15 protein-coding genes are annotated in these 15,963 nt (G+C 71.3%); 5 read left to right on the plus strand and 10 right to left on the minus strand.

The window, feature by feature from the left end; translation table 11 throughout:
- Window positions 1-122: 122 nt before the first annotated feature.
- Genes OG709_RS15185 through OG709_RS15195 form a run of 3 tightly spaced genes read right to left on the minus strand, consistent with a single transcriptional unit; the run spans window position 123 to window position 3,378 of the window.
- Window positions 123-1,172 carry a Zn-dependent alcohol dehydrogenase gene (locus OG709_RS15185; protein ID WP_250301225.1) on the minus strand — a complete coding sequence of 350 codons (1,050 nt, stop codon included), beginning with the start codon at window positions 1,170-1,172 and terminating at the stop codon, window positions 123-125.
- Window positions 1,169-2,407, minus strand: a complete 1,239-nt coding sequence (locus OG709_RS15190) for an acyl-CoA dehydrogenase family protein (RefSeq protein ID WP_326694633.1) — start codon at window positions 2,405-2,407, stop codon at window positions 1,169-1,171. Before OG709_RS15190 ends, OG709_RS15185 begins: the two co-directional genes overlap by 4 nt.
- A gap of 56 nt (window positions 2,408-2,463) precedes the next feature.
- Window positions 2,464-3,378: an SDR family NAD(P)-dependent oxidoreductase gene (locus OG709_RS15195; RefSeq protein WP_250301223.1), complete on the minus strand. Its 915-nt coding sequence runs from the start codon at window positions 3,376-3,378 to the stop codon at window positions 2,464-2,466.
- A gap of 84 nt (window positions 3,379-3,462) precedes the next feature.
- On the opposite strand from OG709_RS15195, the gene OG709_RS15200 reads away from it, so the two are divergent.
- The gene (locus tag OG709_RS15200) at window positions 3,463-4,389 is read left to right on the plus strand and encodes a cyclase family protein (RefSeq protein WP_250301222.1); all 927 of its coding nucleotides are present in this window, start codon (window positions 3,463-3,465) and stop codon (window positions 4,387-4,389) included.
- A gap of 89 nt (window positions 4,390-4,478) precedes the next feature.
- On the opposite strand, the gene OG709_RS15205 is transcribed toward OG709_RS15200, so the two are convergent.
- The 4 genes from OG709_RS15205 to OG709_RS15220 form a co-directional block, all read right to left on the minus strand.
- Window positions 4,479-4,967, minus strand: a complete 489-nt coding sequence (locus OG709_RS15205; RefSeq protein WP_326694631.1) for an ATP-binding protein — start codon at window positions 4,965-4,967, stop codon at window positions 4,479-4,481.
- A 475-nt stretch (window positions 4,968-5,442) separates the two neighbouring features.
- Window positions 5,443-6,417 carry an acyl-CoA dehydrogenase family protein gene (locus tag OG709_RS15210; RefSeq protein ID WP_266642424.1) on the minus strand — a complete coding sequence of 325 codons (975 nt, stop codon included), beginning with the start codon at window positions 6,415-6,417 and terminating at the stop codon, window positions 5,443-5,445.
- Window positions 6,417-7,580: an acyl-CoA dehydrogenase family protein gene (locus OG709_RS15215; RefSeq protein ID WP_329166513.1), complete on the minus strand. Its 1,164-nt coding sequence runs from the start codon at window positions 7,578-7,580 to the stop codon at window positions 6,417-6,419. The genes OG709_RS15210 and OG709_RS15215 overlap by 1 nt, the downstream gene beginning before the upstream one ends.
- Window positions 7,580-8,791 (minus strand): amidohydrolase family protein, encoded by a 1,212-nt coding sequence (locus tag OG709_RS15220; RefSeq protein WP_250301217.1) that lies wholly within the window; start codon window positions 8,789-8,791, stop codon window positions 7,580-7,582. Before OG709_RS15220 ends, OG709_RS15215 begins: the two co-directional genes overlap by 1 nt.
- A 173-nt stretch (window positions 8,792-8,964) precedes the next feature.
- On the opposite strand from OG709_RS15220, the gene OG709_RS15225 reads away from it, so the two are divergent.
- Window positions 8,965-10,494 (plus strand): class I adenylate-forming enzyme family protein, encoded by a 1,530-nt coding sequence (locus OG709_RS15225; RefSeq protein WP_329166514.1) that lies wholly within the window; start codon window positions 8,965-8,967, stop codon window positions 10,492-10,494.
- 58 nt (window positions 10,495-10,552) lie between these two features.
- On the opposite strand, the gene OG709_RS15230 is transcribed toward OG709_RS15225, so the two are convergent.
- Entirely contained in the window at window positions 10,553-10,951 is a 399-nt protein-coding gene (locus OG709_RS15230) for an STAS domain-containing protein (RefSeq protein WP_250301213.1), read from the minus strand.
- A 282-nt stretch (window positions 10,952-11,233) separates the two neighbouring features.
- Here OG709_RS15230 and OG709_RS15235 point away from each other — a divergent pair, with 282 nt between their 5' ends.
- Together OG709_RS15235 and OG709_RS15240 are read left to right on the plus strand one after the other, a co-directional pair.
- A complete protein-coding gene (locus OG709_RS15235) occupies window positions 11,234-11,815 on the plus strand; it encodes an RNA polymerase sigma factor (protein ID WP_250301212.1) in 582 nt (193 codons plus the stop codon).
- Complete coding sequence (locus tag OG709_RS15240) at window positions 11,812-13,029, plus strand: zf-HC2 domain-containing protein (RefSeq protein WP_329166516.1); 1,218 nt, start codon at window positions 11,812-11,814, stop codon at window positions 13,027-13,029. Before OG709_RS15235 ends, OG709_RS15240 begins: the two co-directional genes overlap by 4 nt.
- A 69-nt stretch (window positions 13,030-13,098) precedes the next feature.
- Here the strand turns inward: OG709_RS15240 and purU are convergent, their stop codons facing one another.
- Both purU and OG709_RS15250 read right to left on the minus strand, forming a co-directional pair.
- Window positions 13,099-13,950, minus strand: a complete 852-nt coding sequence (purU, locus tag OG709_RS15245; RefSeq protein ID WP_250301206.1) for a formyltetrahydrofolate deformylase — start codon at window positions 13,948-13,950, stop codon at window positions 13,099-13,101.
- A gap of 30 nt (window positions 13,951-13,980) precedes the next feature.
- The gene (locus OG709_RS15250) at window positions 13,981-14,427 is read right to left on the minus strand and encodes an SCO4402 family protein (RefSeq protein ID WP_250301359.1); all 447 of its coding nucleotides are present in this window, start codon (window positions 14,425-14,427) and stop codon (window positions 13,981-13,983) included.
- 170 nt (window positions 14,428-14,597) lie between these two features.
- Here OG709_RS15250 and OG709_RS15255 point away from each other — a divergent pair, with 170 nt between their 5' ends.
- A complete protein-coding gene (locus tag OG709_RS15255) occupies window positions 14,598-15,905 on the plus strand; it encodes an ABC transporter substrate-binding protein (RefSeq protein ID WP_250301204.1) in 1,308 nt (435 codons plus the stop codon).
- Window positions 15,906-15,963: the final 58 nt, after the last annotated feature.

Consider the following 15,963-nt stretch of genomic DNA (forward strand, 5'->3'; position numbering starts at 1 on the left):
AGCCGGAAGGCCGGGTAGCCGGAAGGTCCGGACATCGGAGCTTCCGAACGTCGGAGAGTCCGAGGCTCAGAACGTCAGAGAGTCAGAGAGTCTGAACGTCCGAGTTTCAGAACGTCTGAGCATCAGAACGTCAGGACCCCGCGTGCCACCCGCCCGTGCTCCGCGTCGTCCACCGCCTTCGCGAAGTCCTCCACCGGGTAGGTCTCCGTCACCAGTTCGTCGAGCAGCAGCCGCCCCTGCTGGTACAGCCCGGCGTACAGCGGAATGTCCCGCTGCGGGCGCGAGGCCCCGTACCGGCAGCCCAGGATCGACTTGTCCAGGAACATCGACGACACCAGGAACGACGCCTCCGCCGTCGCGGGCGGGGTACCCAGCATGATCGCCTGGCCGTGCCGGTCGAGGAGGTCGATGGCCTGGCGGATCAGCTCCACCCGGCCCACGCACTCGAAGGCGTGGTCGGCGCCCTTGGGCAGGATCTCCCGTACGCCCTCCACCGACGTCAGGAAGTGCGTCGCCCCGAACTGCCGGGCCACCGCCTCCTTGTCGGGGTTCGCGTCGACCGCGACGACGGTCGCCGCGCCCGCGATCCGCGCGCCCTGGAGGACGTTGAGGCCGATGCCGCCGGTGCCGATGACCACCACGGAGTCGCCGCGGTCGACCTTCGCCCGGTTCAGTACCGCCCCCACACCCGTCAGTACCCCGCAGCCGATCAGGGCGGCCGAGGTCAGCGGGATGTCCTGGGGGATCTTGACGGCCTGGACCGCCTTGACCACCGTGCGTTCGGCGAAGGCCGAGTTGGACGCGAACTGGTACAGCGGTTGGCCACCGCGCGAGAACGGCTGCCCCGGTCGGCCGATCGCCTTGCGGCACATCGTCGGGCGGCCCCGGTCGCAGTCCGCGCACGCGCCGCAGTTGGCCAGCGTGGACAGCGACACGTGGTCACCAGGCGCCACGTGCTTCACGCCCGCCCCGACCGCCTCGACGACGCCCGCGCCCTCGTGGCCGAGAACGACCGGTGCGGGAAAGGGAATCGTCCCGTCGATCACGGACAGATCGCTGTGGCAGAGACCGGCCGCCGCGATGTCCACCAGGACCTCGCCGGGCCCCGGGTCACGTATCTCCAGGTCGTCGACCACCCGGGCCTGCTTGCCGTCGAAGACGACACCCCTCATCTCGGCTCCCTCGGTAGGCCGAGCACCCGCTCGGCGATGATGGTGCGCTGGATCTCGTCCGAGCCGCCGTAGATCGTGTCGGCCCGGCTGAAGAGGAACTGGCTCTGCTGTGCGTCGAGTCGGTACGGGTTCGCCGGCTCCCAGTCGTACGGTCCGACGGCGCCGCCCGCCCCCTGCACCTGTACGGCCAGCTCGCCGAGACGCTGGTGCCAGCCGCCCCAGAGCAGCTTGGCCACGCTCGGGGCGCCGACGTCGTCGGTGCGGCCCAGGGTGCGCAGGGCGTTCCAGCGCATCGTGCGCAGCTCGGCCCACTGGCGTACCAGCCGGTCGCGCAGCACCGGGTCGTCGGCGGCCCCGGACGTGACGGCGGTGCGCACCACCTCGGCCAGTTCGGCGGCGAAGCCGATCTGCTGGACGAGTGTGGAGACCCCGCGCTCCAGCGCGAGCAGGCCGGTGGCGACGCGCCAGCCGTTGCCCTCGCCGCCGACCACGCAGTCCGCCCGCGCACCGTCGAAGAAGACCTCGTTGAACTCGCTGGTGCCGGAGAGCTGGCGGATCGGCCGTACGTCGATCCGGCCCGGCTGGTCCATCGGGACCAGCAGGAACGACAGCCCCCGGTGGCCGCGGCTGCCCGCCTCGGTGCGGGCCAGTACGAAGCACCAGTCGGCCTCCCGGGCGAGCGAGGTCCAGATCTTCTGGCCGGTGACGCGGTAGCCGCCGCCCCCGTCCGGTACGGCGGCGGTGCGCACCGCCGCCAGGTCGGAACCGGCGCCCGGCTCGCTGTAGCCCTGGCACCAGAGGGCCTCGCCACGGGCGATCGGCGGCAGGAAGCGGGCCCGCTGTTCGTCGTCGCCGAAGGCGATGAGGGTGGGGGCGAGCAGGTTCTCGCCGATGTGGCCGACCCGGCCGGGGGCGCGGATCCTGGCGTACTCCTCGGCCCAGACGACCTGTTGGGTGAGGGTGGCGCGCCGGTTCCCGTACGGGCCACGGCCCGTACCGGCCGGGCCTTCGCCCTGACCGGCGCCGCCCCGGCCTTCGCCGTCCCAGCCGATGCCGACCCAGCCGCCCGCGCCCAGTTCGCGTTCCCAGGCGCGGCGCAGCTCCGGTGCCTCGTGTTCGGTGCCGGGTCCGCCGATGGATTCGGCGGCGGTGAACTCGCCCACGAAGTGGCTTTCGAGCCAGGCGCGGGCCTCCGCGCGGAAGGCGCTGTCCTCAGGCCCGGGGGTGAAGTCCACGGTGCGCCTCCTCCACGGGAGCGTGCGGGCGACCGGCTCGGCGGACGGCCGCCGGATCACCCATTGGGCCGCTCCTTCGCCGCCGCCGCCCGCGCCATCTCCTCCAGCTGGGCCAGCATCGGCATCGGGTCCACCCCCACCGTCCCCGGCAGGAAGTCCGCGATCCGCTCGGGCGTCCAGGGCGCGCCCTCCGCGTAACCGGCCCGCAGCTCCCTCGGCTGGGCCCAGACCGCGATCTTCGGGCCCGCGATCGTGTACACCTGGCCGGTGATCTTCTCCGCGCGCGCCCGGTCGGAGAGCAGGTACGTCACCAGGGCGGCCACATCCTCCGGTTCGCCGATCTCCTTCAGCTCCATGGGTACGTTCGCGGACATCCGGGTCCGGGCCACCGGGGCCACCGCGTTCGCGGTCACGCCGTACTTGTTGAGGCCGAGCGCCGCACTGCGGACCAGCGAGATGATGCCGCCCTTGGCCGCGCTGTAGTTGGCCTGGGCGACGCTGCCCTGGTGGTTGCCGCTGGTGAAGCCGATGAGGGTGCCCGAGCCCTGTTTGCGCATCACCGCCGACGCGGCCCGGAAGACGGTGAACGTGCCCTTCAGATGGGTGGCGACCACCGGGTCCCACTCCTCCTCGGACATGTTGAAGAGCATGCGTTCGCGGAGGATCCCGGCGACGCACACGACGCCGTCGATCCGCCCGTACCGCTCCAGTGCGACATCGACGATCCGCTGACCGCCCGCCATCGTCGAGATGTCGTCGGCGACCGCGACCGCTTCGCCGCCCGCCGCCTCGATCTCCTTGACGACGGACTCGGCGACCTCGCTGGCGGGTTCACCTCCCTCGATGGAGACGCCGTAGTCGTTGACGACGACCTTCGCGCCCTCGGCTGCGGCGGCGCATGCGACCGCCCTGCCGATGCCACGCCCGGCACCTGTCACGGCGATGACTTTGCCTGCCAAGAAGTTCCCCATGTCCGGCCCCTTCCCGCGGTTTCTGACGGACCGTTAGATTTTACGGGTAGCCAGTCAGCCGAGCACAAGCCCCCTGGAGGCCCGATGTCCCTGCCGGCGGAATTCCACGACATCGCCAAACGCGTGAACAACTGGGGGCGTTGGGGCTCCGAGGACCAGATCGGCACCCTGAACCTGATCACCGACGAGGTCGTACGGGAGGCCGCGGCGACCGTGCGCACCGGCCGCCGGATCCCCCTCGCGATACCGCTGGAGCACGACGGCGTACAGACCGGCATGATCCCGGGGCGGGTGAACCCGCTGCACGCGATGGTCCAGATCAACCAGGAGCTCTTCGGCCCCGGCACCGTCGCCACCAGCGACGACATCGTGACGATGAGCCTCCAGACGGCGACCCACTGGGACGCGCTCACCCATGCGTCGCACTCCGGGAAGATCTACAACGGCCGCCCCGCGACCTCCGTCACCGCGCACGCGGGAGCCGAGTTCAGCGGGATCGGGACCGTGCGGCACCTGGTCTCGCGCGGCGTACTGCTGGACGTGGCGCGCGCCCGGGGCGTGGACCGCCTGGAGGGAGGTCATGCGGTGACGCCCGAAGATCTGGAGGCGGCGGAGGAGTTCGGCGGAGTCAAGGTGCGCGCCGGGGACGTCGTGCTCGTACGGACCGGTCAGATGCAGCTCTACCTGGGCGGCGACAAGCACGGCTACACCTATCCGTCGCCGGGACTGTCCGTCCGTACGCCGGAGTGGTTCCACGCCAGGGATGTCGCCGCGGTCGCCAACGACACCGTCACGTTCGAGGTGTTCCCGCCCGAGATCGAGGATCTCTGGATGCCCGTGCACGCCCTGGACCTGGTGGAGATGGGCATGCTCCAGGGCCAGAACTGGAATCTCGAAAAGTTGTCCACAGCCTGTGCAGAAGAGCGGCGGTACGCCTTCCTGCTCACCGCGACACCCGAACCCTTCGCGGGTGGCACGGGATCACCGGTCGCGCCGGTGGCCGTCCTGTGACGGGCGACCGGCTGGAGGTGCGTTCCGGATGACGGCAGAACCGCCCGCCATCTCCGCACCATTACGACCGACTTATTACCTTTTGCGCGTCACGCAGGACGGGTGACCTGGCGTACGGGCTGATACCTGGGCTCGCAGGTGCCTTCCGTGCGCCCCGGCGCACCACCCGCGGCCTCGCACACGCCCCGGTCCACCTCGCACCAGATGGACTTGCCGCGCCCCTCGGCCTGCCAGCCCCAGCGGTCCGCGAGCCCGTCGACCAGCTCCAGGCCACGGCCGTTGGTGTCCTCGCCCTCCGCGTGCCGCGGCCGGGGCGGGCAGGCGCTGGTGTCGGCGACCTCGACCCGTACCGTGCCCGTGTCGTCGGCCGGGCCGAACAGCATCCGCAGCACAGCCGGACAACCGGTGTGCACCACGGCGTTGGTGACCAGTTCCGAGATCAACAGAATGAGCGTCTCGGCCAGTGGCTCGTCGACCTTTATTCCACATCCGACGAGCCTGGACCGCGCCCATCTACGGGCCCGTCCCACCTCCGCGGGATCGGGTCCGATCTCCAGCTGCACCTGAAGCACCTGCACCGCTCACACCATCCGAACCGGCCGGGGGTACCCCCACCCTTTTCAAGCACCGGGGGAACATCGCCTAGCGCCTCCCAGGAGTCACGGACCGTGATTCCCTTGAGAGACAGCATGGTTGACGTACAGTCACCGCAACAAGCGCTTCGGGCATATTCCAGCGCGAAGGAGTAGGCGTGGTGCATACTGTGCGACGCCTGTTGCGGACAGTCGAACGAGGGCACTTCTCGCACCCACGTACGGTGCGAACGGCACGCATTCCCCGCCCGGTGTCCACCTCACAGGCAACACCGGGACATCCGCGCAACACGGTCGTTCGCATCACTCGGAGCGTACCGGAGCGCGGCCCCGACTCCGGCCCGTGACGAGTCCGCCGGAGGACACAACCCGATATCAACGCTCGGTGACCCCGCCGCGACGGCCGCCGTGCCGCCCGCCGGACAGCGGCGGCGGCGTCGGTGGCGGAGCCTCCGGCGCCTCACAACCGGGACGCGACCAGTTCCTCGGCCTCGGCCGCGGTGATCCACTGCCCGGCCCTGACCCAGGCCCGCTTCAGGTGGAGATGAACATCTGCCTCCCAGGTGAATCCCATACCGCCGTGGACCTGGAGACAGTCCCGGGCGTTACGGACGGCCGCGTCGTCGGCGAGCAGCTTCGCACCGGCCGCCTCGTACGCGTCGGGCACGCACGCGCCCGTCACGTCCGCCTCGTCCGCCGCCGCCTCGGCGGTGACGGCAGCCGCGTACACGGCCGCCCTGGCGATCTCGGTCCGTACCAGCATCTGCGCGCACAGATGTTTGACGGCTTGGAATGCTCCGATGGGCTGTCCGAACTGTTCGCGCTGCCGGGCGTGTTGGACGGCCAGCTCGGTGGTGCGGGCGGCGCTGCCGAGCTGGAGCGCCGCCGTCAGCAGCGCCGCGGTCAGCGCGGTCGCGTCCGGTGGCAGCGTCAGGGTCACCACGTTCGTGCCCGGCGGCAGGACCACGTCCGGCCCGGCGGTCCGTTCCCCGCCCACCCGGTGCAGCGGGGTCAGCGGGTCCACCGACCGGATGGGGCGGGCGTCCTGGGCGAGGTCCTGGCCCAGCACGTCGTCGGCTTCCGCCAGCCACTCCACCAGGGCGCCGTCCGACGCGGTGACCACCGCCTCCCCGGTGTCGGCGCCCGGCACCGCGCCGGCCGCGAGGTGCGTGGCGACCAGCGGGCCCGGCAGCAGCGCCCGCCCCGCCTCCTCGAAGACGAGTACGGCCTCGGGCAGTCCGAGCCCGACACCGCCCCGCGCCTCGGGGAGCCGCAGCGAGAACAGCCCGGCGTCGCCCAGCTCCCGCCACAGCGCCCGGTCCAGGGTGCCCCGGTCCACGGCCGCCCGCAGTGCCTCCCGGTCGAAGCGTCCGGCGAGCAGCTCGCGGAAGCCGTTGCGCAGGGCCAGTTGATCGTCGGTGAGCCGGAAGTCCATCAGCGCCCCTTGGGGAGGCCGAGGATGCGCTCGGCGACGATGTTCTGCTGGATCTGCGAGGTACCGGCGGCGATCGTGTACGAGAGCGAGGACAGCCGGTCCTGGTTCCAGGGGTGCGAGAGGTCCAGCGCGTCCGGTCCCAGCACCTCGGCAGCCACCTCGTACAACTCCTGGCGGGCGTGCGAGTAACGGAGTTTGAATACCGAACCACCGGTACCCGGCACCCCGCCGCTGCGCTGGGCCTCGCTCACGTTCCACTGGGTGAGCCGCCACAACGCGGCGAACTCGGCGCCGATCCTGCCCAGTCGGCGGCGGAGCACGGTGTCGGACCAGCGGCCGTTCTCCCGTGCGGCGCGCGCCAGTTCGCCCAGCGCGCGGCGGCAGGCGACCACTTCGCCGACGAAGGCGGTGCCGCGTTCGAAGGACAGGGTCACCATGGTGACGCGCCAGCCGTCGTTCTCCTCGCCGACCCGGTCGGTCACCGGGATCCGTACCTCGTCGAGGAACATCTCGGCGAACTCGGTGGATCCGGCGAGGGTCCGCAGCGGCCGTACGGTCACGCCGGGCGCGTCCATCCGCATCGCCAGCCAGGTGATCCCCCGGTGCTTGGGGACGCTCTCGCTGACCGGCTCGGTACGGACCAGCAGTTCGCACCAGTCCGCGACCTCGGCGTGCGAGGTCCAGATCTTGGACCCGCTGACCACGTAGTGGTCGCCGTCGCGGACCGCGCGGGTCCGCAGCGAGGCCAGGTCGGAGCCCGCGTCCGGTTCGCTGAACCCCTGGCACCAGATCTCGTCGCCGCGCAGCACCGGCGGCAGCCAGCGGGCCCGCTGCTCGGCGGTGCCCTCGGCGGCGACGGTCGGGCCCGCGTGCAGCAGCCCGACGAAGTTCGCCCCGACGTACGGCGCCCCGGCCCGCTCCGTCTCCTCCAGGAAGATCAGGTGCTGGGTGGGGGTGGCGCCGCGCCCGCCCGCGTCGGCGGGCCAGTGCAGCCCCGCGTACCCGGCGTCGTACAGCATCCGCTGCCACGCCGTGTCGTACGCCCGCCGTCCCGGCCAGTCCAGCGGATCCGGCGCGGGCGGCAGCGTCGGGAGGGCCTTGGCCAGCCACTCCTTCAGCTGCCCGCGGAAGACCTCCTCCTCCGCCGTGGACGTGAGGTCCATCAGCGGCCGGTCCTGCCCGGCTTGTCGAAGTCGAGGTCCAGCATGCGGATCGCGTTGCCGCGCATCAGCTTGTAGACGGTCTCGTCGTCGAGCCCCTTGACGTGCTCCAGGGCGACCTCCTTGGTGTTCGGGAAGGTCGAGTCGACGTGCGGGTAGTCCGTCTCGAAGGTGGCGTTGTCCCGGCCGACGGTGTCCAGCGACGCGACCCCGTGCATGTCGCGGAAGAAGCAGCAGAAGATCTGCCGGTAGTAGTACGTCGACGGCGGCTCGGGGATCAGGTCCTTCACCCCGCCCCAGGCCCGGTGCTCCTGCCAGACGTCGTCGGCGCGCTCCAGGGCGTACGGGATCCAGCCCATCTGGCCCTCGCTGTACGCCAGCTTGAGCGCCGGGAACTTCACCAGCACCCCGGAGAACAGGAAGTCCATCATCGACGCCATCGCGTTGTTGAACGACAGCGAGGCCTGCACCGCGGGCGGTGCGTCCGGGGAGGCGGCGGGCATCTGCGAGGACGAGCCGATGTGCATGTTGACGACGGTCCCGGTCTCCTCGCAGACCGCGAAGAACGGGTCCCAGTACCCGGAGTGGATCGACGGCAGCCCCAGATAGGTGGGGATCTCGCTGAACGTCACCGCCCGCACCCCGCGCGCGGCGTTTCGCCGGATCTCGGCGACCGCGAGGTCGATGTCCCAGAGCGGTATCAGGCAGAGCGGGATCAGCCGGCCGCCGCTGTCACCGCACCACTCCTCGACCATCCAGTCGTTGTAGGCGCGGACGCAGGCGAGCGCGACCTCCTTGTCGTGCGCCTCCGCGAAGGTCTGGCCGCAGAAGCGCGGGAAGGTCGGGAAGCAGAGCGAGGCCTCGACGTGGTTGAGGTCCATGTCCTTCAGCCGCGCGGCCGGGTCCCAGCAGCCGCGCCGCATCTCGGCGCGGGTGATGCCCTCCAGGGTCATCTCGTCGCGGTCGAAGCCGACGGCGGCGATGTTGCGCTTGTACGGGAACTTCAGGTCCTCGTAGATCCACCAGTCGGTCGGCGGGCCCGCCGGGTCCATGGTGATCTGGTACTTCCCCGCCACATAGGCCAGCTCGCCGATGCCCGCCGTCAGCGGCTTCGGCCCGCGGTCCCGGTACTTCGCGGGCAGCCAGGTCTCGAAGAGATGCGCCGGTTCGATCACATGGTCGTCGACGCTGATGATCCGGGGCAGTTCGGTCATGGTGTCCCTTCCGGCGTATCCGGTGGCCGGACATCCGGTGCGCGGATATCTGATGGCCCGTCAGAAACCAGGCTAGCCCCGACCCTCTGGACCGACAAGGCACAGAGCCCTACGCTCTCCGCACGATCTGACTACCCGTCAGTTGTACTGTCTGCCGCGAGGGAGTTCGCCGCATGGACGAAACCGCGCACGCACTGGGCGCGTCCCGCACGCTCTGGGAGCTCATCGAGCGCCGGGCCGCGCTCACCCCGGACCGGCCGGTCCTGCTCCAGGAGGACCGCCGCCTGACCTTCGGCGAACTGCGGGACCGCTCGGAACGGGTCGCCGCCGGGCTGTACGGCATGGGCGTACGGCCGGGAAGCGTCGTCACCTGGCAGCTGCCCACCCGGATCGAGACCGCGCTGCTCTCCTTCGCGCTGGCCAGGATCGGCGCGGTGCAGTCCCCGGTGATCCCCTTCTACCGGGACCGCGAGGTCGGCTTCGCGCTGCGCGAGTCGCGGGCCGACTTCTTCGCCGTACCGGGCACCTGGCGCGGCTTCGACCACGGGGCGATGGCCGAACGACTGGGCGCGCGCGGGGTGTTCGAGGCGTACGACGACCTGCCGGACGGCGACCCCGCCGTCCTCCCGCCGCCGCCCACCGACGGTACGGCGGTGCGGTGGATCTACTGGACCTCGGGCACCACGTCCGACCCCAAGGGCGTGCTGCACACCGACCGTTCACTGATCGCGGGCGGCTCCTGCCTGGCCCACGCGCTCCAGCTGTCGGCGTCCGACGTCGGCTCGATGGCCTTCCCCTTCGCGCACATCGCGGGCCCCGACTACACGGTGATGCTGCTCCTCTACGGCTTCCCCGCCGTGATGTTCGAGCACTTCGCGATGCCCGCGGCGCTGGAGGGCTACCGCAGGCACGGGGTCACGGTCGCGGGCGGGTCCACCGCGTTCTACTCGATGTTCCTCACCGAGCAGCGCAAGGACCCGGACCGGAAGCTGATCCCCACCCTGCGGCTGCTGGCCGGGGGCGGGGCGCCGAAACCGCCGGAGATCTACCACGCGGTCGTACGCGAGATGGGCGTCCAGCTCACCCACGGGTACGGCATGACCGAGGTCCCCATGATCACCATGGGGGCGCCCGACGACACGGCGGAGAACCTGGCCACGACGGAGGGCCGTCCGCCTGCCGGGATGGAGATCCGCATCGTGGACGAGGCGGGCAAGCCGGTACCGGCCAGGGTGGACGGGGACGTGCGGCTGCACGGGGAGGCGGTCTGCCAGGGGTACGCGGACCCGGCCCTGGCGGCGGACACCTTCGACGCGGACGGGTTCCTGATCACCGGCGACGTCGGGCACCTCACGGAGAGCGGCCACCTCGTGCTCACCGGGCGCGTGAAGGACATCATCATCCGCAAGGGCGAGAACATCTCCGCCAAGGAGATCGAGGATCTGCTCCATGAACACCCGGGGGTGGGGGACGCGGCGGTGATCGGGCTACCGGACCCGGAGCGCGGGGAGCGGGTCTGCGCGGTGGTCGAGCGGGCGCCCGGCGCCGGGGAGTTGACGCTGGCCGAGGTCTCGGCGTTCCTGCGCGGCCAGGGGCTCTCGGTGTACAAGCTGCCGGAGCAGCTGGAGGTGGTGGACGCGCTGCCGCGCAACGACGCGCTGCGGAAGGTGCTCAAGTACAAGCTGCGGGAGCGGTACAGCTGACGGCTGCCGTCCGGTGCGGGGGCTGGCCGACAGCTGACGGCCGTTGTCCGGTGCGGGGTCAGGCCGAGATCGGGTGGGCGTCGTCCTCCGCCGTGGCCTCGTACACGTCCGCGTACACGTCGAAGAGGCGGCGCACGCCCAGCGCGGCCAGCACTTTGTTGACGTGTGCGGCGCCGCCCCGGCCGGACATGCCGCCCACCGAACCGTCGGACGGCAGGATCAGCCGCAGCCGTCCCTGACAGGAGCGCATCAGCCGGCGGGCCGCGATCAGGACACTGACGCCGCTGGAGTCGCAGAACACCACGTCCGAGAGGTCGAGCACCACGTCGTGGCAGCCGACCGCGACCGCGTCGTGCACGCGCTGGCGGACAGCGGGCGAGCTGACCAGATCCATTTCGCCCGATATGCGCAGCACGAGCCATACACCGTGTTCGGCTTCCCTCACGTTCAGCATCACGGGACTGGACCTTTCAGCTGTCGGTCCGGAAGATCCGGAAGTTTCCGTTCCACCTCGCGGCTGCCCCACCACCCCCTCATGAAACACCGTGCGCACAGGGAACACGCGGAAGGTTTCGGACAGAAAGATCATATTTGACCGCCCAGGTCTGGCCAAAAGCTGTCGCTGTCGGCCCCTTTACCACCTCGGGCCGCCCAGAGGCCGCACTTGGTGCAAAGAGGCGCACTCCACTGCCCGTCCGACTACTGTCGGAGCGACGAGGGGCAGATGTTTGGGGGCCTAATGCCGAAGGACGCACCACCCCGCTGGGACCGCAGGATGCAGCAGCGACTCGCACGGGGCGAGGCCGCCGCGCTCGGAGAGCTCTACGACCGGTTCGCGTCCCTCGTACACAGCCTGGCCCACCGCGTGCTCGACGACGACGAGGCCGCCGACCGGATCACCCGCGAGGTCTTCGTCCACATCTGGGAGCACCCCGACGAGTACGAGCCCAAGCACGGACCGATGCGGTCCTGGGTCGCCGCACTCGCGCACCGGCAGGCCGTTCAGCAACTGCGGCTGGCGGAGACGGCGTCACTCGCCACCAGCGGCGAAGGCACCACGGAGGAGCTGGAGCAGAAAGTGCGCAGAGCATCCGCCGCAGCCCGCGCGGACTACATCGTCACCTCCATGCCCGCGCCGCTGCGGAAGGCGCTGGAACTCGCGTACTTCCAGCGCAGGGACTACCGGCAGACCGCCGCCGACCTCGGCGTGACCGAGGACGAGGCGCGCAGACGGCTGCGGCTGGGACTCCAGCTGCTCTCCACGGCCAACACCCGCCCGGCGGACGGGGCGCCACCGCCCGGATACGGCCGTGCGCTGTGACCGGGCCGGCCGAGGAGCGGTCCGGACGCCCCGACGAGGAACTCCCCTCGCGGATACCGGGACCACGCGGGGCCGCCGACGACCTCGCGTTCCTGCCCACGCCGCCGGTGGAGCTCTCGCACAAGGTGCTGCGTTCGCTGCTCGGGGCCTGGGCGCTGTCGGCCTGCTCGCCGGAGGAGACGGAGTCCGTCGAGGCCCATCTCCCCGAGTGCGCGCCCTGCGCCGAAGAGGCGCTGCGGCTGCGGGACGCGGTGGCGCTGCTGCACACCGAGCGGAGCCTGGACCTCGACCCGCTGCTGCGTTCCCGGGTCCTTCAGGGCTGCCTGGGCCGAAGGCCCGCCCGTATCCCGGTACCGGAGTGGGCCGCGCCCTACGAGACGGAGACCGCCAGGCTCGACGCCCTGCTGAACGACTTCGGCGACGCGGAGTGGCACGCCCCGGTCCGGCTGAAGTGGTTCGAGGAGGAGCACCCGACCTCCCGGCGGACGACGGTGGCCGGAGTCATCGGTCACCTGCTCGCCGTGGACGGCCTGGTGTCCACGGCGCTCGGACTCGACGACGGCCTGAACGGCGCCCTCGGCGACGACGCGCCGCGCTCCCCGGCGGAGCGCACCGCCCGGTACTGGCGCACGCTCACCGAGCCCGCGACCCGGACGATCCGGGAGCCGTGGCGCGCGCAGTCCCACTCGCTGATCCGCGCGGCTTCCTTCGCGGGCCCCCGGGCCACCGAATTCGCCGTACCGTACGGGGGCTTCGCCCTCCCGCTGGGCGACTCGCTCCTCGACCGGGCCTTCGAGTGCTGGGTGCACGCGGACGACATCGCGAACGCGGTGGACTATCCGTACGACCCGCCGACCTCCGCGCACCTCTACCGGATGATCGACCTGGCGGCCCGGATGCTCCCGGTCACCCTGGCGGGCCGCCGCAGCACCGGCCTGGCGGGCCCGCCCCGCGAACCGGTCGCGGGCACACCGGGCCGTTCGCTGCGGCTGGAGATCGAGGGCATCGGGGGCGGCGAGTGGTACATCGCCCTGGACTCCCCGGCGCCGGGCTCACCGGACCACGCGGTGGCACATGTGGCGCTGGACGGCGTGGAGTTCTGCCAGCTGGCGGCAGGACACGTGAAGCCCGAGGAGGCGGTGGCCGGTCAGGAGGGAGACCGGGAGGCGATCCGCGACGTACTCTTCGCGGCGGCTTCGCTGAGCCGGATGTAGCCGCGCGCTCCGCCCCCCGGGCCCCGGGCCTTTCGCGAAAGGCCCGGGATCGCCGGGCGCGCCCGGGGGTTACGCGAAGACCACCGTACGGCTGCCGTTGAGCAGGATCCGGTGCTCCGCATGCCACTTCACCGCCCGCGCCAGCGCCTGGCACTCCACATCGCGCCCGATCGCCACCAGTTGGTCCGGGGTGACCTGGTGGCCCACCCGCTGGACCTCCTGCTCGATGATCGGGCCCTCGTCGAGGTCCGCCGTCACATAGTGCGCGGTCGCGCCGATCACCTTCACGCCCCGGGCGTGCGCCTGGTGGTACGGCTTCGCGCCCTTGAAGCTCGGCAGGAAGGAGTGGTGGATGTTGATGATCCGGCCGTTCAGCGCCTTGCAGAGATCGTCGGAGACGACCTGCATGTAGCGGGCGAGCACCACCAGCTCGACGTCCTCCCTGCGGACGATCTCCAGCAGTTCGGCCTCGGCCTCGGCCTTGTTGTCCTTCGTCACCGGGATGTGGTGGAAGGGAATCCCGTACGAACCGACCAGCTCGGCGAAGTCCGGGTGGTTGGAGACGACCGCGGCGATCTCCACCGGCAGCGCACCCGTACGGGAGCGGAACATCAGGTCGTTCAGGCAGTGGCCGAACTTGCTGACCATCAGGACGATCCGCATCCGCTCCTCGGCGCGGTGGATCTGCCAGTCCATCCCGAAGGTGTCGCCGACGGCGGCGAAGCCGGCCCGCAGCTTCTCCACCGTCACCGGCTGCTCGGCCGCGAAGTGCACGCGCATGAAGAAGAGACCGGTGTCGCGGTCCCCGAACTGCTGGCTGTCCTCGATGTTGCACCCGGTGATGAACAAGGAGCTCGACACGGCATGCACGATGCCCTGCTTGTCCGGGCAGGAAAGGGTGAGGACGTACTGGTCGGTCATGCCCAGTAGGGTGCCACAACCTGTCCGCCGTCAGGCGGCGCCGGTCACGATGCGGAGCACTTCGAGGGTGCGGGGCGGTACGTCCGGGTCGTCACCGTCGGCCGCGGCCAGCCTGACGTGCGCCTCGCGCGCGGCCCGTACCGCCTCCGGCCAGCCGTGGTGCTCCATGTAGACCGACACCTGGGCGTCCGCGCCCACCTGGTGCATGATGCGGAGCACCCGCAGCACGGCCACATCGACCAGGGCGGCCTCGCCGGAATCGCGGAAGACGGTCCCGACGTACTTCTCGGCGGACCAGTTGTCGAGCCAGGTGTCCTCGACCAGCCGGTACACGGCGTCGGTGACGTCCCCGTACTCCTCACGGCCGGTCAGCCAGAACTCCTGGTGGAAGACGGGGTCGGAGAGCATATGCAGCGCAGAGCGCACATTGGCGCGCCAGCGCCACCACGGCATGTCGGTGAGCGGCATGCCGCCCATGGTGGTGGAGCTACGGCCGCGGCGGGAAGCGTTCGGGGAACCTTGCACGATTTCGATCGTACGTTCCTGGCGCGGGGCGCCTGCCGGACCCCCGCAATTCACCCTGCCGTCACCCTGTGTCGAGGCCCGACCACCATCGCGTTACCCCTGGGGCGGAAGTGTTCCGGTCCATGACCGGTTGGCGACGTTTCCTCACCGTCCTCGCACTCAGCACCGCCGTCGTGGTCCCCTCGCTCACCGGCTGCGGGGTACTGCCGGGCGGTTCGGGCGGCTCCCGGGAGCCCCTCACCGTCATGACCTGGGCACCCGAGGGCACCAGCGGGACGAACATGCCGGGAATGCCCGCCCTGGCGCGGGCGTACGCCCGCGCGGTCAACGCCCGGGGCGGCATCGACGGGCACCGGCTGAGGATCATCACCTGCAACGACCGCAACGAGCTGATCGCCGCCGGGACCTGCGCCCGGCGGGCGGTCACCGAGGGCGCGGTCGCGGTCGTCGGCTCGTACAGCCTCTACGGGCAGTCGTTCATGCCGGTGCTCGAAGCGGCGGGCATCCCGTACCTCGGCGGCTACGGCGTCTCCACGGAGGAGTTCCGCTCGGCGCTCTCCTACCCGGTCAACGGCGGCCAGGCGGCGCTGCTGGCCGGCAACGGCAAACAGCTCGCCCGGGACTGCGAACGGGTCGCGCTGGTCCGCCCCGAGACCGTCGACGGCGACGAGCTCCCCGTCCTCCTCGACACCGGCCTGGCCGAGACCGGCAAGGCCCCGGCGGCCGACATCCGGGCCACCGAGAACGCGGGCGAGTACGGCGCCCAGGCCGCCGCGGCGCTGCGGGCGGTGGGCGCCGGGCCCGACGAGCCCGCGCGGCTCGGCCGGGCGGGAGCGGCCGAACAGGCGGCCAAGGGGTGCGTGACGGCGGCGCTCGGCGGCCGTACGGAAACCTTCTTCGACTCCTTCCGGCGGCTGGAGCGCCCCGGCCAGCAGGTCAGGATCGCCTCGGTGCTCGGCAGCATCGGGCAGGGCGTCGTCGACAGCACGGGCGGCAAGAACGGCCCCTACGAAGGGGCGTACGTCACCGGCTGGTACCCGGAGTCCACGGACGCGCGCTGGCAGCCGATGCGGGACGTGATCACGGAGTACGCCTTCGGGGACAACAGCCTCGACCCGGCCGACGCGGGCGTGCAGACCACCTGGATCGCGTACACCGCGCTGAAGCAGGCCGTCGAGTCGCTCGACAGGAACCGCGTCACGGCCGACGACCTCACCCGGGCGCTGGACGGCGGACTCGCCGTCCGCACGGGCGGGCTCACCCCGACGCTGCGCTGGGGCGTCCAGGACATGCTGGCGTCCCGGGACTTCCCGCGGCTCGTCAACCGCGAGGTGACGTACCAAGTGGTGCGCGAGGGGCGGCTGGTGGCGCTGCGCAAGGGCGCGGTGGATGTGGGGCCGACGCTGGAGAAAGCCTCACTCACCGGGTGACGGCCCGGCCCGGCGGGGGCGGTCCTGTCCCCCGGCGGGTGACGGCTGTCCCTGAAGG

The organism is Streptomyces sp. NBC_01267, assembly GCF_036241575.1.
GTDB lineage: Bacteria > Actinomycetota > Actinomycetes > Streptomycetales > Streptomycetaceae > Streptomyces.

Bases quoted from the DNA above. Each gene is read 5' to 3' on its own strand.
- OG709_RS15185 (WP_250301225.1), bottom strand. From the start codon at position 1,172: ATGAGGGGTGTCGTCTTCGACGGCAAGCAGGCCCGGGTGGTCGACGAC.
- OG709_RS15195 (WP_250301223.1), bottom strand. From the start codon at position 3,378: ATGGGGAACTTCTTGGCAGGCAAAGTCATCGCCGTGACAGGTGCCGGG.
- OG709_RS15200 (WP_250301222.1), top strand. From the start codon at position 3,463: ATGTCCCTGCCGGCGGAATTCCACGACATCGCCAAACGCGTGAACAAC.
- OG709_RS15210 (WP_266642424.1), bottom strand. From the start codon at position 6,417: ATGGACTTCCGGCTCACCGACGATCAACTGGCCCTGCGCAACGGCTTC.
- OG709_RS15215 (WP_329166513.1), bottom strand. From the start codon at position 7,580: ATGGACCTCACGTCCACGGCGGAGGAGGAGGTCTTCCGCGGGCAGCTG.
- OG709_RS15220 (WP_250301217.1), bottom strand. From the start codon at position 8,791: ATGACCGAACTGCCCCGGATCATCAGCGTCGACGACCATGTGATCGAA.
- OG709_RS15225 (WP_329166514.1), top strand. From the start codon at position 8,965: ATGGACGAAACCGCGCACGCACTGGGCGCGTCCCGCACGCTCTGGGAG.
- OG709_RS15235 (WP_250301212.1), top strand. From the start codon at position 11,234: ATGCCGAAGGACGCACCACCCCGCTGGGACCGCAGGATGCAGCAGCGA.
- purU (WP_250301206.1), bottom strand. From the start codon at position 13,950: ATGACCGACCAGTACGTCCTCACCCTTTCCTGCCCGGACAAGCAGGGC.
- OG709_RS15250 (WP_250301359.1), bottom strand. From the start codon at position 14,427: ATGGGCGGCATGCCGCTCACCGACATGCCGTGGTGGCGCTGGCGCGCC.
- OG709_RS15255 (WP_250301204.1), top strand. From the start codon at position 14,598: ATGACCGGTTGGCGACGTTTCCTCACCGTCCTCGCACTCAGCACCGCC.